This window comes from Pseudarthrobacter cellobiosi (assembly GCF_023913815.1).
Lineage (GTDB): Bacteria > Actinomycetota > Actinomycetes > Actinomycetales > Micrococcaceae > Arthrobacter > Arthrobacter cellobiosi.
This window is the reverse complement of the sequence record NZ_JAMXBK010000022.1, coordinates 244,494-264,854: the sequence shown is the minus strand read 5'-3', so window position 1 is coordinate 264,854 and position 20,361 is coordinate 244,494. Positions and strand designations below refer to the sequence as shown.

Annotated in this window: 20 protein-coding genes; 6 read left to right on the top strand and 14 right to left on the bottom strand. The window is 65.0% G+C overall.

Annotated elements, in window-relative coordinates; genetic code table 11:
* Positions 1–46 precede the first annotated feature (46 nt).
* The 10 genes from NG701_RS09095 to NG701_RS09050 form a co-directional block, all read right to left on the bottom strand.
* On the bottom strand, positions 47–499 hold the full coding sequence (locus NG701_RS09095) for a DUF4383 domain-containing protein (protein ID WP_252566659.1): 453 nt from the start codon (positions 497–499) through the stop codon (positions 47–49).
* Between the two features lie 430 nt (positions 500–929).
* A complete protein-coding gene (locus tag NG701_RS09090) occupies positions 930–2,273 on the bottom strand; it encodes a diguanylate cyclase domain-containing protein (protein WP_252566656.1) in 1,344 nt (447 codons plus the stop codon).
* Positions 2,274–2,707: 434 nt separating this feature from the next.
* Positions 2,708–2,965 carry an ATP-binding protein gene (locus NG701_RS20975; protein ID WP_374208672.1) on the bottom strand — a complete coding sequence of 86 codons (258 nt, stop codon included), beginning with the start codon at positions 2,963–2,965 and terminating at the stop codon, positions 2,708–2,710.
* A 114-nt stretch (positions 2,966–3,079) separates the two neighbouring features.
* The gene (locus NG701_RS09080) at positions 3,080–4,372 is read right to left on the bottom strand and encodes a Wadjet anti-phage system protein JetD domain-containing protein (protein WP_252566654.1); all 1,293 of its coding nucleotides are present in this window, start codon (positions 4,370–4,372) and stop codon (positions 3,080–3,082) included.
* Positions 4,362–7,787, bottom strand: a complete 3,426-nt coding sequence (locus NG701_RS09075; protein ID WP_252566653.1) for an ATP-binding protein — start codon at positions 7,785–7,787, stop codon at positions 4,362–4,364. The genes NG701_RS09080 and NG701_RS09075 overlap by 11 nt, the downstream gene beginning before the upstream one ends.
* Entirely contained in the window at positions 7,784–8,407 is a 624-nt protein-coding gene (locus tag NG701_RS09070; protein ID WP_252566651.1) for a DUF4194 domain-containing protein, read from the bottom strand. Before NG701_RS09070 ends, NG701_RS09075 begins: the two co-directional genes overlap by 4 nt.
* A complete protein-coding gene (locus NG701_RS09065; RefSeq protein WP_252566649.1) occupies positions 8,404–9,846 on the bottom strand; it encodes a DUF3375 domain-containing protein in 1,443 nt (480 codons plus the stop codon). The genes NG701_RS09070 and NG701_RS09065 overlap by 4 nt, the downstream gene beginning before the upstream one ends.
* Before the next feature lie 140 nt (positions 9,847–9,986).
* A complete protein-coding gene (locus NG701_RS09060) occupies positions 9,987–10,385 on the bottom strand; it encodes a type II toxin-antitoxin system VapC family toxin (RefSeq protein WP_252566647.1) in 399 nt (132 codons plus the stop codon).
* A complete protein-coding gene (locus NG701_RS09055; protein WP_252566645.1) occupies positions 10,382–10,648 on the bottom strand; it encodes a type II toxin-antitoxin system Phd/YefM family antitoxin in 267 nt (88 codons plus the stop codon). Before NG701_RS09055 ends, NG701_RS09060 begins: the two co-directional genes overlap by 4 nt.
* A gap of 48 nt (positions 10,649–10,696) precedes the next feature.
* On the bottom strand, positions 10,697–11,467 hold the full coding sequence (locus NG701_RS09050) for an alpha/beta fold hydrolase (protein WP_252566643.1): 771 nt from the start codon (positions 11,465–11,467) through the stop codon (positions 10,697–10,699).
* 259 nt (positions 11,468–11,726) lie between these two features.
* On the opposite strand from NG701_RS09050, the gene NG701_RS09045 reads away from it, so the two are divergent.
* From NG701_RS09045 to NG701_RS09035, 3 genes are all read left to right on the top strand, one after another.
* A complete protein-coding gene (locus NG701_RS09045; RefSeq protein WP_024365339.1) occupies positions 11,727–11,930 on the top strand; it encodes a cold-shock protein in 204 nt (67 codons plus the stop codon).
* 127 nt (positions 11,931–12,057) lie between these two features.
* Positions 12,058–12,747: a hypothetical protein gene (locus NG701_RS09040; RefSeq protein ID WP_252566641.1), complete on the top strand. Its 690-nt coding sequence runs from the start codon at positions 12,058–12,060 to the stop codon at positions 12,745–12,747.
* Positions 12,748–12,782: 35 nt separating this feature from the next.
* Complete coding sequence (locus tag NG701_RS09035) at positions 12,783–13,361, top strand: plasmid pRiA4b ORF-3 family protein (RefSeq protein WP_252566638.1); 579 nt, start codon at positions 12,783–12,785, stop codon at positions 13,359–13,361.
* 116 nt (positions 13,362–13,477) lie between these two features.
* Here the strand turns inward: NG701_RS09035 and ctaD are convergent, their stop codons facing one another.
* Entirely contained in the window at positions 13,478–15,232 is a 1,755-nt protein-coding gene (ctaD, locus tag NG701_RS09030; protein ID WP_252566635.1) for an aa3-type cytochrome oxidase subunit I, read from the bottom strand.
* A gap of 94 nt (positions 15,233–15,326) precedes the next feature.
* A complete protein-coding gene (locus tag NG701_RS09025; RefSeq protein WP_252566632.1) occupies positions 15,327–16,061 on the bottom strand; it encodes a FadR/GntR family transcriptional regulator in 735 nt (244 codons plus the stop codon).
* Between the two features lie 191 nt (positions 16,062–16,252).
* On the opposite strand from NG701_RS09025, the gene NG701_RS09020 reads away from it, so the two are divergent.
* Positions 16,253–16,816 (top strand): gluconokinase, encoded by a 564-nt coding sequence (locus NG701_RS09020; protein ID WP_252566630.1) that lies wholly within the window; start codon positions 16,253–16,255, stop codon positions 16,814–16,816.
* Between the two features lie 84 nt (positions 16,817–16,900).
* Positions 16,901–18,304 (top strand): GntP family permease, encoded by a 1,404-nt coding sequence (locus tag NG701_RS09015; protein WP_252566627.1) that lies wholly within the window; start codon positions 16,901–16,903, stop codon positions 18,302–18,304.
* A gap of 93 nt (positions 18,305–18,397) precedes the next feature.
* On the opposite strand, the gene NG701_RS09010 is transcribed toward NG701_RS09015, so the two are convergent.
* Positions 18,398–18,775: a TfoX/Sxy family protein gene (locus tag NG701_RS09010; RefSeq protein ID WP_252566625.1), complete on the bottom strand. Its 378-nt coding sequence runs from the start codon at positions 18,773–18,775 to the stop codon at positions 18,398–18,400.
* 139 nt (positions 18,776–18,914) lie between these two features.
* Between NG701_RS09010 and NG701_RS09005 the strand changes: the two genes are divergently transcribed.
* Complete coding sequence (locus tag NG701_RS09005) at positions 18,915–19,733, top strand: SDR family NAD(P)-dependent oxidoreductase (protein ID WP_252566622.1); 819 nt, start codon at positions 18,915–18,917, stop codon at positions 19,731–19,733.
* A gap of 9 nt (positions 19,734–19,742) precedes the next feature.
* Here NG701_RS09005 and NG701_RS09000 read toward each other — a convergent pair whose 3' ends face one another.
* Positions 19,743–20,360 carry an FMN-binding negative transcriptional regulator gene (locus tag NG701_RS09000; protein ID WP_252566619.1) on the bottom strand — a complete coding sequence of 206 codons (618 nt, stop codon included), beginning with the start codon at positions 20,358–20,360 and terminating at the stop codon, positions 19,743–19,745.
* Between the last annotated feature and the right edge of the window lies 1 nt (position 20,361).

Sequence of the window (20,361 nt, the reverse complement as noted above, 5' to 3'; positions counted from 1 at the left end):
GCAGCAGCGGGAAGCTGCAGCCGGGGCCATTGCGGGAGGTGCTGCCTTAGGCGCGTGCCTTGGCGTGGCCCTTGGTAAGGATCACGGCCAGGGCAACCATGCCGACGCCGAGCAGCAGGTGCAGGACGTTGTCGAAGCCGTTCAGCGGGACGAAGTTGCCGGCCGAATCCTGGGGGACCACCAGGCCGTAGACGAACAGGACCAAGTAGATGATGCCGCCGTAGAGGAGGAAGGCGCGGGCGCCGGCTCCAGATCTGGCCAGGGCGATGCCCGCTGCGCCGAAGATCAGGTGGACGATGTTGTGCAGGGCCGAGACCTGGAAGAGGCCCAGCAGCATTGCCTCGGAGTGGTGGCCTGCGAAGTGCAGTTCATCAAAGTTGGCCGTGATGCCCGGAACGAAGCCCAGGATGCCGACCAGCAGGAATACTGCACCGACAACCATCGATGCCTTCTGGACGTTGGTGCGGGCTGCCGTTCGGGTGCCGGTGTGCGTTGCCATGGTGATCTCCTGATTGCGATATGTGTTTATGGATCGGCGGGCTTTTGTTCTTCCTGCCGACCTATGGGGTTATGTCAGCTATTCGGGCGTAACCGCATGTCGGATGGGTTATTCAGAGAATATTCTGGAGTGCACTCCCAGGTCATTGTGGTGGTCCTGCTGCTCCTGGCCACTGCCGTGCTGATGGAAAGCGCGCTGAGCGTGCTGGAGGTCAGGGACTTTCCGTTGAACTGATGACCACCGCCGGCGTGATCGCAGCTATTCACACCGCCAGCGGTGAGATCGCGCGCCAGCGGATCGCGGTGGGCTTCACATTCGTGACCGTGGCGTCCGACCTGACGCACCTGGAAATCGCAGCGGCAAACCACCTTTCCACGGCGCGGGGGAGTAGCCGGGGTTTCGGGTTTGCCGGTGGTCGAGCCTGCCGGGCTCAGCCGCCGACGGTATCGACAGGTTCGACCACAGGGGTTGACCCGCCGTGGATTTCGTACCGGGCCTTGCCGCCTTGCTTGGCCCGGTACATGGCCGAATCTGCCTGCCGCAGCAGCTCTGTCACGTCCGCCGTTTCGGCGGTGCGCTGCGCTACGCCCATGCTCAGCGACACCCGCAGCGACCGGTCGCCGATCACGAACGGCTCGCTGAGCGCCTCATAAATCCGTTCGGCAACGGGCCCCGTTGCCGGAGTGCCGTCGTCGTTATCCAAAACGACGACGGCGAACTCGTCGCCGCCCAGCCGGGCCACCAGGTCGTGGCTGCGGACGCTGGCCCGCAGCCGCTCGGCCAGCTGGGCCAGCAGCGCGTCGCCGCCTTCATGGCCGAGGGAATCGTTGACGTCCTTGAAATCGTCGATGTCGATGAACAGCAGGCCCTCGTGCCGGGTCCGGCGGTCGCTGTCCGGTTCGAAGGATGCCAGCAGTCGCTCGGCCAGGGCTGCACGGTTGGCGAGCCCGGTGAGGTCATCGTGTGTGGCCCGGTACGTCAATGCCTTGTGGCTGTCCTGGAGCGCGGCGGCCATGCCGTTGAAGGCCACCGCAACCTCGCCGAGTTCGTCCCGCCGGGCAACTTCCAGGCGATGGCTGTAGTCACCGGATTGCAGCTTCAGGACGCCCCGGCGGAGGCTGTTGACGGGCCGCATCAGGTCCTTGACCATCCGACGGCGGAAGTACAGGGTGGCGCCGATGGCCACAACGAACAGCCCGAACCGGCCAATCACCAGGAGGCCCTCGAGCTCGCGCGTGTCCACGAGCCCCCTGTTCAGCGCCTGGAGCGAGGACTGCTGGACGGCGGCCAGCTGCGTCCGCACCTTCGAGCTTGCGGCGGCGAAGGCACGCGCATCAGCCACGTTGTTTCCCGTGAGCGTCAGTACCTGGTCACCCCAGAGCCCGCCGTTCTCCAAGCCGGCCTGCCAGTCCTGCTGTGCCGCGGACAGGGCCTCGGGCCGGCCTTCGTCCGCGACCGGGACGGCGGCGGCCGCACGGAAGAGTGCCTCAATGTCCTGCTGTTCCAGGACAAACGCCTCCCTGTTCACGGGCGCCGCCGCGAGCAGCTGGTATCCAAGCTGCTCATGCGTCTCAAGGGCGGCGGCCAGCTCAGAGACGCTGCCGTACTCGGCCTGGAGCCGCCCGGTCGCAGCTTCCATCTCGTTCACCACAAACCGGACTCCCCCGACTGTGACTGCCGCGCCGATGAACAGGGCCAGGAGCATCAGCGTGAACGCCCCGGACCATTCACGCTGCAGGCTAAAGGAGCGCGGCGTTGTGGTGGCTCTTTTCATGGGCGTCCTCGGACCGGGGTGATGTTATGCCTAAATTACACGGCAATGCCTACAACCGGGGGTTCGACAGGCTCGAGCGAGCGCCAGTGATGGAGCGTGTCGAGATCCAGAAGCCCGGCGGTGGTTTCGCTGGGCTCGTCCAGTGCGAGCCTGTCCGCTGCCAGGCTTTATTAAGCTATCAAAGCTTTATTTGAAATCAATAAAGCTTTGATAAGTTTTGTAAAATCGTGCACATGGACCCCGTGAATAACCCCTACACCCCGAATGCAGGCGCTACCCCGGAAATTGTCATCGGGCGTGATGAGTTCCTGAATGACTTCCACGTGCTCTTGCGCAGACTCGACTAGGAATAGCAAGTTGATTTGGCCCCGGGTTAGTCGCTTGTTTTGGCCCCCGGGGAGGGGTTTCCTGCTTTGCCGCCGGCGGGGCCGGGCTTATCCGTTCTGTGCTTGGCGGGTGGTTTTGAGGCGGTAGGAATCGGTTCGGTGTTGATGATGTGGCCGCGGAAGCCTGTCCACGATGGCCGCCGCGAGGCGGGGGCCGGTGAAGGTCTGGCCCCACTCGCTGAAGTTGGCGTTGAAGGCGCATGCGATGGATGCCCTCTCTTCCCGGGCCGTGATGATCTGGAAGAGCAGCTCCGCTCCGTGGGTATCGAGCTTGACGTATCCCACCGCGGATTTACGGTGCCTCACTTTGATCGTTTTATGCTTCGGACTGTGCCGGACTTGGACGTTCCCCCGGTCCAGAAGCGGCGTGCGAGACCGAAGGAATAAGCTCCGTTTTCGACACGCTCGGTTTCGGCAGGCTCAACCACAGAGTCGGGCCAGCGCCCAGTCCCAGCGGATCAGCTCCTGCTCCAGCCTGACCGCCGTCCCGAAGGAGTCGCTGCGGAGTCCTTCATAAAGCGCCGACTCCTCAGCCGTCAACCGGCTCAACACAGCCTTCGACGGCGACGGCTCGCTGCCCCAGGCATCGCGGTGGGCCAGCAGCGTGGCCTCATCCATCAGCACGCTCAGCACATCCGGATGCACCGCACGGAGCTGGTCCAGGATCCGGAACCCGTGGGTGTCCAGATCGCCCCAATACAGGACCTCACAGTGGCGCAGCCATGTGGCGTCCCGTAACGACGTGAACCCATAACCGCCGCCGTAAATCGCCAGCGTGCCCGGGCGCTCGGGGAGGGCCAGGAAATTGACCAGGTTCTCCGTGATCAGGACTCTGGTGACGGGCAGGCTCAGGGTGCTGAAGGCCTCTGCGGTCAGGGTCAGATCGCGGGCCTGGCCAAGCAGGGGCAATCCAGGATCCAGCATGCGGAACCTGACCAGTTCCGGCGGATGCAGGAAGCCGTGCCCTGCGGCAAAGCGCGCTGCCGGCGTCCGGGCCGGCGTTAGCCCCAGCAGCGAACCAGGCTCAGCGGGAAAGTCCGGAAGAGAGTCCTCGTCTGGCTCAATCTCGGCGCGTACGGAATCAGCCCGCAGCACCATGGCCAGCTCGCTGATCACCGCCCTGTGGTTCTCGATGAACTTGGTGTGCACACCGGAAAGGCTCAGCTGCCGCACATAGATGCCGGGCTCGGGATTGTTCTCCAGCCACAGGGCCACCCGGGCGGCTGTCAGCGCGTCAGCCCCGAGTTCCAGCAGCTTGAGCGGCCGCTTCAGCGCCCACCCGCGGAACAAGGAGTGGAGCGAGGCCAGACTCCCGGCAAGCTCCACGAACCGGGCTGCATCCTGCGCCTTACCCACAAAGCCGATCTCGGCCTGGGCGTTTGCAAAGACCGCCGCCGCCGGAAGGTGGTTGGCCCCGACCGTGGTGCGACCCACCTCTGCGGTTTCCAGGCTGAACGGACCCACTGCGCCGAACAACTCAGCCGCCCACGCACTCGCCGTAGGGTAGTCACTCCGGAGCGTCGCCGCCGTCGGACGTTTCAATGGACGACGGCGGGGGTACAGTCCGCCCGGTTCCAGCACCTCGCGGAGCAGCGCACCGCTGCCCCAGGCCTTCAGCGACTGCGCCCGCAGGTCAGCCAGTGTGGTCCAGCCCTGCGCCCGACCCGCCTGTGCCCGGCCAGGAGGGGAACCCGAAATCCTGTCACCCAGCACGCCGGGCCCGCTCGTCCCGGTACTCCTGGATGGTCATGTTCCGCAACTGCGAATCGTCGCCGTTGGTGTTGGCCACGAACCCCACATGGGACACAAAGGGTTCGATCACATGGATCTTCTGCAGGGGAGTGACGATCAGCAGCTGCAGCTTCATCCGCTGGAACAGCTCCAGCCCGTACCGGGCCGACTCGTCGGAGCCGCGGCCGAACGCCTCATCGATCACCACGAACCGGAAGCTGCGCCCGCTGCCGGCGTTCTTGCCGGCACCCTTGCCGGACGCCAGCCCGAACTGGAATGCCAGGGCGGCCGCCAGGATGGTGTAGGCGAGCTTCTCCTTCTGGCCGCCGGACTTGCCGCCCGAATCGGTGAAGTGTTCAAATTCCTCGCCGGTTTCGGTCCATTTTTCCGAGGCGGAAAACGTGAACCAGTTCCGGACATCCGTGACCTTGGCGGTCCAGCGCTCGTCGAGGGTGGTGTATCCGTCCCGGCCCCGGAACCGCTCGATCAGGCGCGCCACCTGAAGGTACTTCTGCTCGGAGTACTGGTCATCGTCGCCGATGGTGCCCTCCGAACAGGCCCGCAGGTCCATCCCGAACTGCCGCACGTCCAGGTCGGTGCTGTTCTGGTGCTCCAGCTGGATGTGCCGGCCGGTGTTGTACTCAATCCCGGCCAAGGACAGGTTGATTTCGCCGATCCGGTTCACGATGTCCTGCCGGCGGCTGTCCAGGAACGCGTTGAACGCCACCACCTCATGGATGGTGTTCTGGTTCAGGGACTCCTTGAAATGCGCCTCGAAGCGCGGCAGATCGTTGCTGACCAGCTGCTCCAGCAGCTTGCCGAAGTCGCCGGCGGACTCGAGGGCGGCGTCGATCTCCGTGGTCTCGTTCGGGTACTTGTTCCGGAACTCGGCCATCAGCCGGACAGTCTTCTCGGCGGCCCGGGCAATCTGCTTGGACAGCGCGTCGATGGTGTCGGTCAGCCCGGACCGGACGGCGCTTTCCAATGTGCCCGTGTTCTTGTAGGTGAGCGGTTTGCCGGCGAGTTCCGCGGCGGCGAGCCGCGCGACGGCGGCCAGCACGCCGCCGTCGTCCGTCAACGGGGTCTCGCTCAGGACACTGCGGCAGTCCGCGATCGCCTCGACGATGTCCTTGGCCGCGCCCTCGTTGGAGCCGATCCGGCGCTGGATGTCATCGGCCCGCACCTGCAGTCGTTCCAGTTTTCCGGTGAGCTCGGTTTCCTTCGCGGTCAGCTGCTGCAGCACATCGCTGGTGGACTCCAGCTGGGCCTTCTCCGCCTTAAGCTCCTCGATGCGGCGTGCGGTGAGCTGCCAGCTGAGCTCGGCGAAGTCGGACACCGCTCCGATGATGCCCAGCTGCTGGTTCTGCCGGCCGATGGCGCCCAGCGAATCGTTGACCCGGGAGAGCTGGCCGGCCACCACGCTGAGCTGGCCCTGGACCTCGTCCTGTTCGGCACGGAAACGGCTGATCTTGTCCAGGTTGTCCCAGCCCAGGACGTAGTTCCGGCGGTCCGCCAGGTCCTGCCGGTCATCCTTCTCGTGCCGGCCGCGGCCGCCCTTGAGCTGGCCGTTGGCGGTGAGGGCCTTGGAGCGGCGGCGGAAGTCCTCCAGCGTGTCGCAGCAGAAATAGTCGAAGCGGCCGCTGAGCTCGTCCAGCAGGAAATTGCGGAACGGCGTCCCCTGCTTGACGGCGATCTTCGCCGCCAGCGTGCCCGCCTCGGCCCGCTTCGGCGCGTACGATTCGCCGATCTTCAGGTACACCAGCCGGCCGCGCAGGTTGTTGCCGTCCACCCAGCCGCTCACCGCCGCGTAGTGCTCCGACGGCACCAGCAGGGACAGCGCAAAGCCGCGCAGGGTGCGTTCGGCGGCGCCTTCCCAGGCCGCTTCGCCGTCGCGGACGCGCAGCAGTTCACCGGCGTACGGCAGCTCAGATTCCTGGATGCCGGTCCCGTCGCACAGCCGACGGCGGAGCTCCACTTGCGGACGCGGCAGCAGGTTGGGGCGCGCCTGCAGGCTGGTCAGCTCCGCGGCGATGTCAGTGGCGCGTCCGGTGAGCGCCGTGCGCGTCATGGTCAGTTCGGTGCGGCTGTCCTGCACTTCGTTGGCTGCGGCGGCGAGTTCCTTTTCGACGTCGGCCAGCCGGGCCCGGTTGGCGTCGAACTGGACGCGGTCGGCCGGGGCCTGAAGACCGAGGTCCGCGGCAGCTTCGGCGTACTTTTCGAAGCGCACCCGCTGGGACCGGGACTCTTCGCCCAGCCGTGCGGCCTCGGCCTCGATGGCGGCCAGCCGCCCGCCGCCGTTGCTGCGGATGTCTTCCTTGACGGCGGCCAGGTCGAGGCGGAGCTGGGTGATTTCGGTGGCCAGCTTGCCGCTGTCCTCCTGCAGCCGCGCACCGGTGTTCTGCAGTTCCGTCTGGTGCTCGAGGCTCAGCTGCAGCTTCCGGTCCGTGAACCACGGGTGCAGCTGGTCCCGCTGCTGGCGGGCGAATTCATCGTCCCGGCTCAGGGCGGTGTGCTGGGCGGCGCCCTCGGTGATGGGCGTGAGCAGGGCGATCTGGTCCTTGGCGCGCAGGACGGCGTCGTGGGCTTTCTTGAGATCGTCGAAGTGGTGGATGAGGTTGCCGATCCGGGCCTCCACGTCGTCTTCCTCGAGCATGTTGGTGCGCACGAAGTTGGTGATGTTCTCCACCTGCTTCATGGACACCGTGCGGTGGAACAGCTCCATGGCCTGGTTTCCGCTGATGCCGAACTGCCGCTTGAACGCCGCCGCATAAGGCTCGAACGTTTCATGGATGGACGCACCCGCGGCCCGGAGCTGCTTCTTTAGCTTCGCGGGGTCCTGGCCGAAGTTGGCGAAGTCCCCGGCGATGGACTGCTCGCCTTCCACCAGCGAGTAGAAGCGGTTGGGCTGGCCGGCCTCCTGGGTGGCCCAGAGGGTGATGGCCAGGGTGATTGATTTGCCCAGGACGGCGTTGTGGAACACGCCCAGGACCACTGTGAGCTTGCCGGTGCCGCGCAGAGCTACAGGCTTGGAGTATTCACCGCCGGCACTGCGGGTGCTCTTATGGAAGCCGCGCACATACGACATCAGCGTGCGTTCCTTCTTCTGTGCGCCCGCCGCCTTGTTGTACTCGATCCTATTGGCCGGCAGCAGCAAGGTGGTGATGGCATCCACCACTGTCGACTTCCCGGAGCCGATGTCGCCGGTCAGCAGGCTGTTCGAGCCGTCAAGCCGGAACGTCCGCACCTCATGATGGAAGGTGCCCCAATTGAGCAGCTCCAGACGGTGCAGCCGGAAGCCCGGGGGAGTGCCGGCGTCGTCCGCTTTTTCATCCAGGCTGAACAGCATCTCCTGCTGGTCAGCGCCGCCCTTAACGGCGGTGGCCGTCTCGGTGCTCATGTGCGGTCCTCTTCCTTGCTGCCGGTGCCGGTTCCGGTGAGCGAAGCGCGGTAATCGGCCAGCCGCGCGTCGAATTCCTCCAGCCACTGGGCATCCACGTAGGCCTTCAGGATCCGGGCGACCTCGTACGTGCCCGCCTGGCCGCGCAGTTTCCGCAGGAAGCCCAGCTCCACCACCTTCTTGATGTTCGTGCCGAGCTGGTCCAGGATCCGAGCCTCGTTGCTGGATTCGGGCAGGAAGACGGCCACCATGTCCGCGATGTCCTGCTCGGTCATGATCAGGCGCAGTTCGCTGCTGTTCGTGTCGAATTCGAGCATCCGGCCGCGGAGCAGCGCCAGGAGGAGGCTGACGTTGAAGGTGAGCGGGCGCCGGGGGATCAGCCGCGGCAGTGTGCCGTCCGGGTCCTCGCGGGATTTCAGGAACGCGTAGCCCTCCGACTCGTCCAGGATCAGGTCAAGGCCAAGGACGGCCACGTAGTCGCGGACGTGGGAGGACAGTCCCAGCAGCGACTGCCAGATCTTCTCGTCGGACTCGGCGTACACCACGCCTTTGAACAGCCTGGTGACGACGCCGGGAAGTTCCTCGGGCCTGTGTGTTTTAGGTGCGTCTGTGGTGGTCATGCTGGCCTCACGAAGATGATCTGTTCGACGGTGGCTTCCCGGATGCTGCCGTCCGGGAGCTGCCAGGACAACTGCTGTGACTCGACCGGGTTGATGGAGGCCCAGTCCGATTCGGTGGCGAGCTGATAATAGGCAACGATTTCGGCCAGTCCCTGCGAGAGGGGATGCGCCGCCGCCACCTCGCCAAGGGTGGCCTGCTCAGCGCCGGCAAGGACATCGTCGATATTGGACTTCAGGCGTTCCGTGTCCACATGGAACTGGCTGAAGAGGGCGCCGGCGTCCACTTCCGTATCGTTTGCCGCCACCACGACGTCGTCCACCATGATCCGCCGGCTCGGCTCATACAGCGGCCGTTCGAAGGGGAGCGCGACGTCCACGGACTGCGCCGCGATCTCCAAAAAGACGCCCGACGGCGGCACCTCCCGGGTGCCCAGTGCGCCGGATTCGATGCTCCTGACGAGCTGCATGATGCGCTTGTTCTCCAGGAACACCTTGTCGTCCAGGAGCCGGCGCATCTGCTGTGAGAGCTGGCGGACTGTGGCCTGGGTCTGCTCGACGGCGGGCAGCCAGTCCTGGTGCAGGTTGGTCACGGCGTGCAGGTTGTCCAGTTTGGCGAGGGCGTCGATCTGGGTGGCCCGCTGCAGCAGGTCCCGCAGTTCGGTGCGGAGCTGCGGGGACATCAAGTAGTCCCAGAAGCCCTGGAAGGTGCGGCCCTGGAGGGAGCCGCTGATGTCCTGCTGGTTGGCGAAGATGGAGGCCAGCAGCTCGCCCTGGGTGCCGTCCCACGTGGCGATCTGTTCGCGGACCTGCCGGTCCAGCTTGCGGAAATTCTGCTCCACCTCCCGGAAATCGGAGAGCAGGTCCTTGGCCAGGGTGGTCAGCTGCTGGAAGTGGTCCAGGGCTTCCGGAGCCGTCATCACGCGGATGTTGCCGTCGCGGATGCGCTGCATCTCGGCGTCGATCCCGTCCCGCTGGCGCTGGAGCTCGGCGAGCCTTACTTCCGGATCAGTTTCGGACTGCTGGACCAGGGCCTTCAGCACGGCGAAAATGCTGGTCAGCCGGGATTGGGTGGCCACGAAGTCCCGCCCGCTCAGGCTCTCCACCCAGCGGACCACGTCCTCGGCAGCGGCGGTAAGATCGTAGCGCGGCTCGTCCTGGCCCGGCACGTAGTATTTCCGCAGCCACGCGCGTTCCGGGGCCGCCCACTCGTCCAGGTACTCCCCGGCCGGCCGGGGGAACCTGTCCTCGCCGAAGACTTCGCGGAGACCGAACAGGACATCGTCGAGGTGGTCGATGAGTTCCTGACGGCCGATGTCCCGTTGGTTGGGCCCGGTGAAGGCCTTGATGAAGAAACTGACGGCCAGCGGGGCGTTCTGGGCGCGGAGCAGGGACCACCCTGCGTGGTTTTCACGCAGTGCGTTGATGGCGTAGAAGTCCATGGCGTCCTCAGGCAGGGTGCTGATATTCCAAAGCTACACGGGCAGAGCATCGGCGATCGAGCTGTAGAGATCGGGTTTCGACAGGCTCAACCACCGCGTCGGTGATCGAGCTTGTCAGAGATCCGGGGGTTTCGGCAGGCTCAACCCCCGGCGCCGGGGGATAGGACGTTGATGCCCGCATCGACGGCAGCAGCCCGGAGTTCGGCGTCATACGCCACCATTAAGTCGGACTGCAGCCGGATGGCTGCGGCCAGATGTATGGCATCGGCGCTTCGGAACTTGCCGGGCAGGGCCGCCGCGTACATAAGGTCCGAGCGGGCAAGATCGACCAGGTTAATGGCTCCCAGGACCGTATTGACGGTCTCGCCGGGAAATCCGCGGCGATGGGCCGCACAATGAAGTTCCGTATAGAGCAGCATCGAAGCCACCAGCTGGTGGCCCTGGGCTGCCGCGGTTGAGAGGTAATGGGCGGCCGCGGATGATTCTGGCTCTTCGACCACAAGCTTGAGGACAGCCGACGTGTCCAGGTAGATGATCACCGGTCCCCGCGGAGGTCAGCCAGGATCTCAGCAGTGCCGGCTTCGGACGGGACGCGCGGCAGCGTCTGGAAATCGACCGGCCCCTTGGCGGCTGGGCGGACCTGGCCCGCCAGCAACAACCGCTCAAAGGGTGACGCCGACGGCGGGATCAATGTAGCGGCTATTTCGCCGTTGTTCGTGACGTCGATGGTTTCGCCGTTCTTAACGCGCTCCAGGATTCTGCTGCTCTGGTTGCGCAGTTCCCGGTGTGGGATTGTCGTCATGGTTACCTCCGTAGCAAGCGTAGCAATCTGTGCGCCCGAACGAAAGGATCAGTCAGGGATTGCTGCTTCTGCCTGCTCCCAGTGCCGCCGGAGCAATTCCGCCAGTCGCTCGGGCTCGATCCGGTGTGGCGGGTCGAAGTGGTGGCGCTTAGGGAACACGTCCAGGTGGAAGTCCGGGAAGAAGACCCTGGACAGCCGGCTGGCGATATCGCCGTAGTCATGGGGATTGCTCAGGCCGCCCAAGGCGAAATAGACGGGCTGGCGAAAGGCAGCCAAACGCGCCCTCTCCAGGTCATAGTTTTTGAAGGTCCGCAGGAACGCCCTGATACCCGCCGGCCGGTTGGTCATCCACGGCGGCGGGGGATCCGGCGGCGGCGGAAGGACGACGTCGGGCTTAACTCCCAGCCTCATGAAGGCGGACATGAACTGTTCCGGCGGGAGTGTTTCCAGCTGCTCGTACTTCTTCCGGAGCTCCGTGTACGCAGGGCTCCAGTCCCAGTTCCCGGCCCAGGCCGGTTCCAGCAGCGCCAGGCTCAGCAGCCTGCCAGGGTGCTTGGCAGCGAACGCCAGCGCCGCCGCGCCGCCACCTGAATAGCCCGTTAAGTGGAACGTCTCCCATCCCCGGGTATCGGCTTCGCGCAGCACGCCGTCGATCTCTGTGTCCAGGCTCCAGTCCGCCGGCGGCCCATCTTCCGCGTAGAGCTCGAGATCCTTGGCGATTGCCTGGACATCCGGCCCGAGGGCTGCGATGAGTCCGCCGAAGGCGGCCTGGGCGGGGAGTACAGCACCCGGTAGAAGAATGGCCCGAATTGGTCCCATGGGAGAACGGTACGCCGGGGTTTCGACAGGCTCAACCACCGGATCGTGGAGGCTCAACCACCCGTCTCGTTGGCCGGTGGTAAATGGTTCGGAAAATCTCCTGTAGTGTTGATCCTGTTGTTGTGTTTATGCAGTTGGTAGTTCAGGCAGTACGCGCGGTCGAAAGTCCGCGTCTTTCTGAAGTAGCGGTTTTGAACACCCCACACCGGAGGACCCGAAAGTCGGGACTTTTCCTCCACCTTCACGAAGGACAAAAATAATGGCTACTGGTACCGTCAAATGGTTTAACGCTGAAAAGGGCTTCGGCTTCATTTCCCCCGATGACTCCTCACAGGACGTTTTCGCTCACTACTCCGCGATCGCCTCTTCCGGCTTCCGCTCACTCGAAGAGAACCAGAAGGTTTCCTTCGAAACCGAGCAGGGCCCCAAGGGTCCCCAGGCCGTCAACATCCAGGCACTCTAATTCTTTAGAGATTCTGGGGCCTTAGGGTTTCATTTTCAAAACAGGGCCGGTCATTTGACCGGCCCTGTTTTTGTTAACCCAGATGTGCTGATCGCATCGTTCCAGCACAGAGAGGCCGCACATTTCCGTGCCAATATCAAAACGCCGACTCAGTCCGCTGATCCGCAAGTACCTCAATTTCAGCCGCTCCGCCCAGGCAGAGGCCAGAGGCCCCGGCGAGCTCAAACCAGTGGAGCCCGCCGCCCATCCGGACGGGGCTCCCCTGCTGGGCGATGACCAGGTCTACATCATGAAGTACGGGACGGACTACCACCCGGCGTGGTGCCAGGTCACGGCCAACAGCTGGGACCACGCCCCCAGAAGACTGTTCGTGACCCTATTGGCCGCCGTCGGGGAGCGGTCCCGGTGCACGGAATGCGACCGGCACGCGAAGGCCGCCAGAGCGTCAGCTGCGCAGGAACACCACGTCCGCACTCTGCCCACCACTGAACCCGCACCGCCTGACGCCGTGATCCCGCTGAAAGTCATGGGGCTGGCGCATGGAATCCTCTTCCTGGCGGCAGGGCAGGAATATCGGGAACGCCTTCAGGAAACAGCCGTGGAGCGGGCAACCCCGCTGTACGTGAACGGGCGGCGTGATGGCATGGTGGTACGGCTGGACTGCTCCCGCGACGAACCACTCGTGGTTGTCCAGATGGACCCCCGCGCCACGTTCCGGAATGGTCCGTACCAGGTGCGCCTGCGTCATCCCCTGAGGCGGGCGGCCACCAAACCCTATGCCGTTGAATCCGTTGAATCCGTTGAGCCAGCACTATGACGGATCTCCGGCCGCACTCTGGCAGGATTGCCTCCATGCAATTTTCCGTTCCCGCCTTCGACCTCCGGATCAGCATCACGGACATCGAACCGTTGATCTGGCGAAGGCTGCAGGTCCCCGTGACGCTGACGGTTCCCGAGTTCCACCTCGCTGTCCAGGCCGCCTTCGGCTGGGAAAACAGCCACCTCTACGCCATCCGCTGCGAGGACCGCGCCCGAAAGCCGCGGGAAATTGTGGGTCCCCACGACCTCACGGAAGATCTGGACGCAGAGCCGGCCTCCGGCGTCGTCCTTTCCGAACTGCTGGATGCCCAAAAGCCGGGAAGCGCGCTGGAATACGAGTACGACTTTGGCGATAGCTGGACGCATCACGTGGAGGTGCTTGGTTCAGCGGACCTTCCGGCCGGGGAACTGCTGTGCGTCGATGGCGCCAACCGCGGACCCGTGGAGGACTCCGGCGGGCCCCACGGGTACACGCGAATGCTGCAAATCGTCGCGGACCCGGAGCATCCGGAACACGCGGATGCGACGTCCTGGATCTTCGGCGTGACGGGCGAGTACGGCAGCCACTTCGCCCCCGCAACATTCGACGGCGCCCAAATTGGGGCCTCTTGACAGGGCACTGCTAACCGACGGCGGCGTGAAGTTCCTGCTGGCGGTCCAGGCTGTGGGCCGCTCGGTTTAGGTTTCTACGGGCTCAACCACCGGAGGTTGGCAGGCTCAATCCCCGGTTACTCGTCCGGGTTTGGATTCCGCACATCCTGTTCGCCGATATCGGCAGCGCCCAGGGCGGCCGCGGCAGGGCTGTGCGTGGTTTCGTGCGCGCGGACGCTGAGCTCCGGGTGGTGGAGGTCCAGGGCGGGACGTTCCGAACGGATCCGGGGCAGGGACGTGAAGTTGTGGCGCGGCGGCGGGCAGGACGTGGCCCATTCGAGCGAGGCGCCGAAGCCCCACGGGTCATCCACCTCAACGCGCTCTGAGGTGCGCCACGTGATGTAGACGTTCCAGAAGAACGGAATCATCGAGGCGCCGAGAAGGTATGACGAGATGGTGGAGAACTGGTTCATCCAGGCGAAGTTGTCCTCCACCAGGTAGTCGGCGTAGCGGCGGGGCATTCCCATGACCCCTAGCCAGTGCTGGATCAGGAACGTTCCGTGGAATCCCAGGAACAGCATCCAGAAGTGGATCTTCCCGAGGCGCTCGTTGAGCATCCTGCCTGTGAATTTTGGCCACCAGAAGTAGAAGCCTGCGAACATCGCGAACACCACCGTGCCGAACACCACGTAGTGGAAGTGCGCCACGACAAAGTACGAATCGGAGACGTGGAAGTCCAGCGGCGGGGAGGAGAGGATGATCCCGGTCAGGCCGCCGAAGAGGAACGTGATGAGGAAACCGAGGCTCCAGAGCATGGGGGTTTCGAAGGTGAGGGATCCGCCCCACATGGTGCCGATCCAGTTGAAGAATTTCACGCCGGTAGGTACGGCGATGAGCATGGTCATGAAGGCGAAGAACGGCAGAAGCACCGAACCGGTCACGTACATGTGGTGTGCCCACACGGTCATGGACAGGGCGGCGATGGCGATGGTGGCGTAGACCAGTCCCTTGTAGCCGAAGATCGGCTTGCGGCTGAAGACCGGGAAGATCTCGGACACAATGCCGAAGAACGGCAGCGCAATGATGTACACCTCGGGGTGGCCGAAGAACCAGAACAGGTGCTGCCACAGAACCGCGCCGCCGTTCTCCGGATCATAGATGTGGGCACCGAACTTACGGTCCGCCCCCAGGGCAAACAGTGCTGCGGCGAGCGGCGGGAAGGCCATGATCACCAGGATGGCCGTGACCAGCGTGTTCCAGGTGAAGATGGGCATCCGCCACATGGTCAGGCCCGGGGCGCGCATGCAGATGATGGTGGTGATGAAGTTGACCGCACCAAGGATGGTGCCGAAGCCGGACAGCGCCAGGCCGAAGACCCACAGGTCACCGCCCACGCCGGGGGTGAAAGTGGTGTTGTTCAATGGCGCGTAAGCGAACCAGCCGAACGCCGCAGCGCCCTGCGGGGTGATGAAGCCCGAGACGGCGATGGTGGAGCCGAAGAGGAAGAACCAGAAGGCCAGTGCGTTCAGACGCGGGAACGCGACGTCGGGGGCGCCGATCTGCAGCGGCATGATGACATTGCCGAAGCCGGCGAACAGCGGGGTGGCGAACATCAGCAGCATCATGGTGCCGTGCATCGTGAACAGCTGGTTGTACTGCTCCTTGGTCTGCAGGACCTGCATGCCGGGTTCGAAGAGCTCGGCCCGGATCAGCAAGGCCATCACTCCTGCCAGGCAGAAGAAGACGAACGACGCGATCAGGTACATATACCCGATGACCTTGTGGTCGGTGGAGGTGAGCCAGCTGACCACCATGGCGCCTTTGCGCCGGGGTACTACCGCGGGAGCAGCGGTAGACGAGGTCCCTATTCGTGAATGTCCGGTGATGGCCATTTTTCACCTCACAGATACTTCTGCACGGCAGCTATGGGCCCTTTGCATGAGCCCCTAATTGCAGGCTACTCACTAACGCGGCATCCCGAAAGAGTCAGTGCAGGCCCATCGCGTTCCGGACCTCGTCCAGGATGTGGTGGACGGCAGTCTCCGCCCCCACCGCGTCTCCGCGGGCCACTGCCGCCGCAACATCCTGGTGGGCCTGTAACGCTTCGTTCCGCGGTTTGAAGGGCATCAGGCCCTGCTTGGTCCGGCTGGTCAGCACCTCGGCCACCATGCCTTCCAACGCTGTGAACATCTCATTGCCGCAGCTTTGGAGCAGCAGGCAATGGAACTCGATGTCCACCGCCAGGAACGCCTCAAGTTCGCCGGCTTCGCCCAGCCGCCGCAGCTCCGCAGCCAGGGCAACCAGCTTGGCCCGTTCCGCGGCGCTCGCCCGGCGGGCAGCACCTGCGGCTGCAATGGGCTCGACGGCGATGCGCAGCTCCGTGAGGCTGCTGTACTGGATGTCGCGCCGGACAGAGCCGAGGCGCCAGCGCACCAGCTTGGGATCGAAGACATTCCACAGCCTGCGCTCCTGGACCACGATGCCCACCCGCCGGCGCGAATACACCAGGTTCATGGACTCCAGGACCTTCATGCTGTCCCGCGCAACGGTGCGGGAGATGCCGTACTCCTGCTGGAGGCCCTCAAGGGTCAGCCGGCTGCCCGGAGGAAGGCTCCCTGCCGCGATGGCCGAGCCAACCGCCTCGAGAACGCGTTCATGCATGGCGGGGGAGGCCCCGCCGTCGTGCGCGTCATCCGCGTCCGGTGGTGTCGCCGTCGACATCTTTCCTGCTTTCCTCGGCGCCTGTGCGCCCTCCAATCGTACCGACAAAGTCCCAAAGGTATGACTTGTGACACCAAAAGATAGTATCAATGGTTCAAAATGGTGATACCTTATCTCCCGGCGCAGTTCCCTGTGAGATGCGCAATGAGCGTTCTTCCCTTAGCCAACGGCGTCTTCTTCGGAGGTAAAACATGCAGTATCCAGCCACGCACCTGGTGGTGATGGGCGTTGCCGGCTCCGGCAAGTCCACCATTGCGGCAGCGCTTTCCCAGCAGCTTGGCTGGGCCTGTGCCGAAGCGGACGAGTTCCACCCGCAGTCCAACATCGACAAGATGACCCAGGGCATTCCCCTCCAGGACGGGGACCGCTGGCCCTGGCTGCGGGAAATCCAGGACTGGATGACCGCAAATGCGGCGGCCGGGAAGAGCACGGTGCTCACCTGTTCCGCGCTCAAGCAGAGCTACCGTCAGCTGCTCTCCGACGCGCAGGGCCGGGTCCTGTTCATCCACCTCGACGGCGGGGCCGACCTGATCGGCCATCGCATGCAGGGCCGCGAAGGCCACTTCATGCCGCCCACGCTCCTGCCCAGCCAGCTGGCCGCCTTGGAACCGCTGACCGGCAACGAACTCGCCGCCGGCAGCCTACGCCTGGACATCTCCAACTCCCCGGCGGAGATCGTCGCCGCCGTGCTGGCTGGCCTCACGCTTCCCGTGGGTCCGGCGCCGAGCGCCCGCCTGGAGCCCAGCGCCAGCTGAGCCCGGCGCCAGCTGAGCCCGGCGCCTGCTGAGCCGGCCCAATTTTCCCCAAATATTTCATTATTTCTGTTTCAAAGGAGAACCATGGTCATCGAAGGATGGACCCAGACGCTGGGTGCAGGCCCCCTGCTGCTCATCGCCGCGGCATCGATCGTCGCGCTGCTGTTCCTGATCATCAAGCTGCGGATGCACGCACTCGTGGCCCTGATCGTGATCAGCCTCGCGACCGCATTCGCCACCGGAATCCCCGCCAACCAGGTGGTTCCTGTGCTGATCAACGGGTTCGGTACAACCCTGGGCACCGTGGCGCTCCTCGTGGGACTGGGCGCCATGCTCGGCCGCATCGTTGAGACCAGCGGCGGCGCCAAGGTGCTGGCCGACTACCTGATCGGCGTGTTCGGCGAAAAGCGTGCCCCGTTCGCCCTGGGCCTCGCCTCCCTGATCTTCGGCTTTCCCATCTTCTTCGACGCCGGCCTGGTGGTCATGCTGCCCGTCGTCTTCGCCGTGGCCCACCGCCTGGGCGGGGGAGTGCTGCGCTACGGCCTCCCCGCCGCCGGTGCGTTCTCCGTGATGCATATTTTCCTGCCGCCGCACCCGGGCCCGGTCTCCGCTGCCGCCTTCTTTGATGCCAACATCGGCCTGGTCCTGATCGCCGGCCTCATCACCGCCATCCCCACCTGGTACGTCACCGCCTACCTGTTCGGCCTGTGGACCGGCAAGAAGCTGGTCCTCCCGGTGCCGGAAATCCTGGGCCACGCCAGTGCTGAGGCCGAGTCCCACCCGCCGCGCTTCCGCACCATCATCGGCCTGCTGCTCCTGCCGCTCGTCCTGATCTTCATCAACACCGGCCTGAACACCCTTGCCTCGTCCGGAGCGCTCTCCGAAGCCGTCCGGAACGAGCAGTGGTTCCAGGTCCTGCGCACCATCGGCGAAACCCCGGTGGCCCTGCTGATCGCCGTCCTGGTCGCCGTGTTTGTTCTGGGAGCCCGCCGCGGCAAGGATGCTGGCGCCATCGAGAAGCTGCTCGAATCCTCGCTGGGGCCGGTCTGCTCCGTCATCCTGATCACCGGCGCCGGCGGCATGTTCGGCGGCGTCCTCCGTGCCTCCGGCATTGGCGACGCACTGGCCGATGTCCTGGGCAACCTGGGCATCCCGCTGATCCTGGCCGGCTTCCTGATCGCCGCCATCCTGCGCATCGCCCAGGGTTCCGCCACCGTGGCCCTGACCACCACCGCTGGCCTGATCGCCCCGGCCGTGGCCACCGCCGGACTGACCGGTATGCAGGTCGCCGCCCTGGTTATTGCCGTGGCAGCAGGCTCCGTGGTGGTCTCCCACGTCAACGACTCCGGCTTCTGGCTGGTGGGCCGCTTCTTCGGCATGGACGTCAAGACCACCCTGCGGACCTGGACCGTCATGGAAACCCTGATCGGCGTGATGGGCTTCGCCATCGCCGCGGTCCTCTTCCTGCTCGCCGGCGTGTCGGGTTAGCGAACCGACTCCAGCCACGGCTGACTGAAGTACGACGGCGGGGCGTCCAGAGAAATTCTGGCGCCCCGCCGTCGTCGTAATACTGTTCCGCCGCTACTTGCGCGGTTTGGCTGCCTTGGGCGCTTTCGGCGGGAGCCCCGCGACGTACTCGAAGGCCTTCTCCACCCACGCGCTTGCTCGCGCGTCGCCACCCTCACCCTCGGCGTTCCACACCTCCGGCAGCCCGGTGTAGCCGCCCATGGGCCGCTCCGCCGGTCCGAACGGGACGGTCCGCTCGGTGCTTTCGAGCTCCTGCCGGTCGGCGTCGGAGAGCTTCACGCCGATCGTGGAGCCGAACAGTCCGGCGAACATGTTGCCGTTGACGAAGGCGCCCAGGTTGCCGAACATCGGCTTGACCACCACCTCGGGGTTGTCCGGAACTACTGAGCGGAAGCGCTCCTTGGCTTCGTCGGACGCTTTGGCCATCTCCATGTGGCATTCTCCCAAGTCTGCGGTGTGATTCCTTGTGCAGCTTATGCCCGCCGGTGCGCCGTGGACAGAATTGCCGTACCGCTAGGCTTGCAGGAGTCCGCACTCACCTCCCAGGTTCCACCCAACCAAAGGACACCCCTTGACCCAACGCACCATCGTGATCACCGGCGCCAGCGACGGCATTGGCGCGGCAGCCGCGCGGACGCTGACCCAGGCAGGCGACCGGGTGGTCGTCGTCGGCCGTTCCGAGGAGAAGACGCAGGCCATCGCGAAGGAGCTCAACGCCGACTACTTCGTCAGCGACTTCGCCGAGCTGGACCAGGTCCGCACGCTCGCCGCGCAGCTGAGGGACGACTACGACCGGATCGACGTCCTGGCCAACAACGCCGGCGGCATCATGGGCAAGCACCAGCTCACCGTGGACGGCAACGAGTCCACCTTCCAGATCAACCACCTGGCGCCGTTCCTGCTCACCACCGAGCTGATGGACGTCCTCACCGCCAGCAACGCCAAGGTCATCAACACCGCCAGCGCGGCCAACGGCTTCGGCAAAATGGACCTCTTCGACCTCAAATCGGAGCACACCTACGCCACCAACCGCGCCTATGGCACCGCCAAACTCGCCAACATCCTCTTCACGTCCGAGCTGCACCGCCGCTTCGGCGAGCACGGAATCACGACGGCGGCGTTCCACCCGGGCGTGGTCCGCACCAACTTCGCGGCAGAGTCCACCAGCCCCATGCGGCACGCCTACAAGACGCTCCTCAACCGCTTTATGCTCACCCCGGACCAGGGCGCCGACACCCTCCTCTGGCTCAGCAACGGCACCGCCGGAACCGACTGGATCTCCGGCGCCTACTACGCCAAGCGAGCCCTGGCCAAGGCCAACGCCCAGGCGTACGACGCCGAGCTGGCGCAGGGTTTGTGGGAGGCCAGCGAGGAGCTCGTCGCACGCTAGGCCGGGGCCTTAGCGTGCGCGTTCGACGTCGGCGGCGCTTTCTGTATCCCCGCGGGCGGTGAGCCCAGCCACGACGCCGTCGACGTCCGCCGCTGACCGGTTCTGGCTCAGCTTGGTCTTGGCCTCGATCCTGGTGATGACCAGTTCGATGCCCACAATGGCGCGCAACTGGCCCGAGACGTAGCGTTCCGGCGCGTCGTCCACGCTCCAAGGGTGGTCAAAATCCGCTTCGTTGGCGTTGGTCAGCCGCCTGACCTGGCCGGCGAGCCATGCCGGGTCGTCATGGATCACGAGATGGCCGTACACGTGCGCCGTGGAGTAGTTCCACGTGGGCACAACGCGCCCGTGCTCGGCTTTGGACGGGTACCAGGACGGCGAAATGTATGCGTCCGCGCCCTGGATGATCATCAGTGATTCGCCGATGGCCGGTTCGGACCACTGGGGGTTGTTCCTGGCGACGTGCGTCTGCAGCGCGCCGTGCTCGCCCACCGAGGGGTCGTAGGCAAACGGCAGCAGCGTGGCGATCAGGCCTCCTGACGTCGTGGTGACCAGGTTCGCTGCGCCCGGCCGGGTCAGCAGTTCCTGAATGGCATCGGGGCCGGCTTCAAAATGAGCTGGGGTGTACATG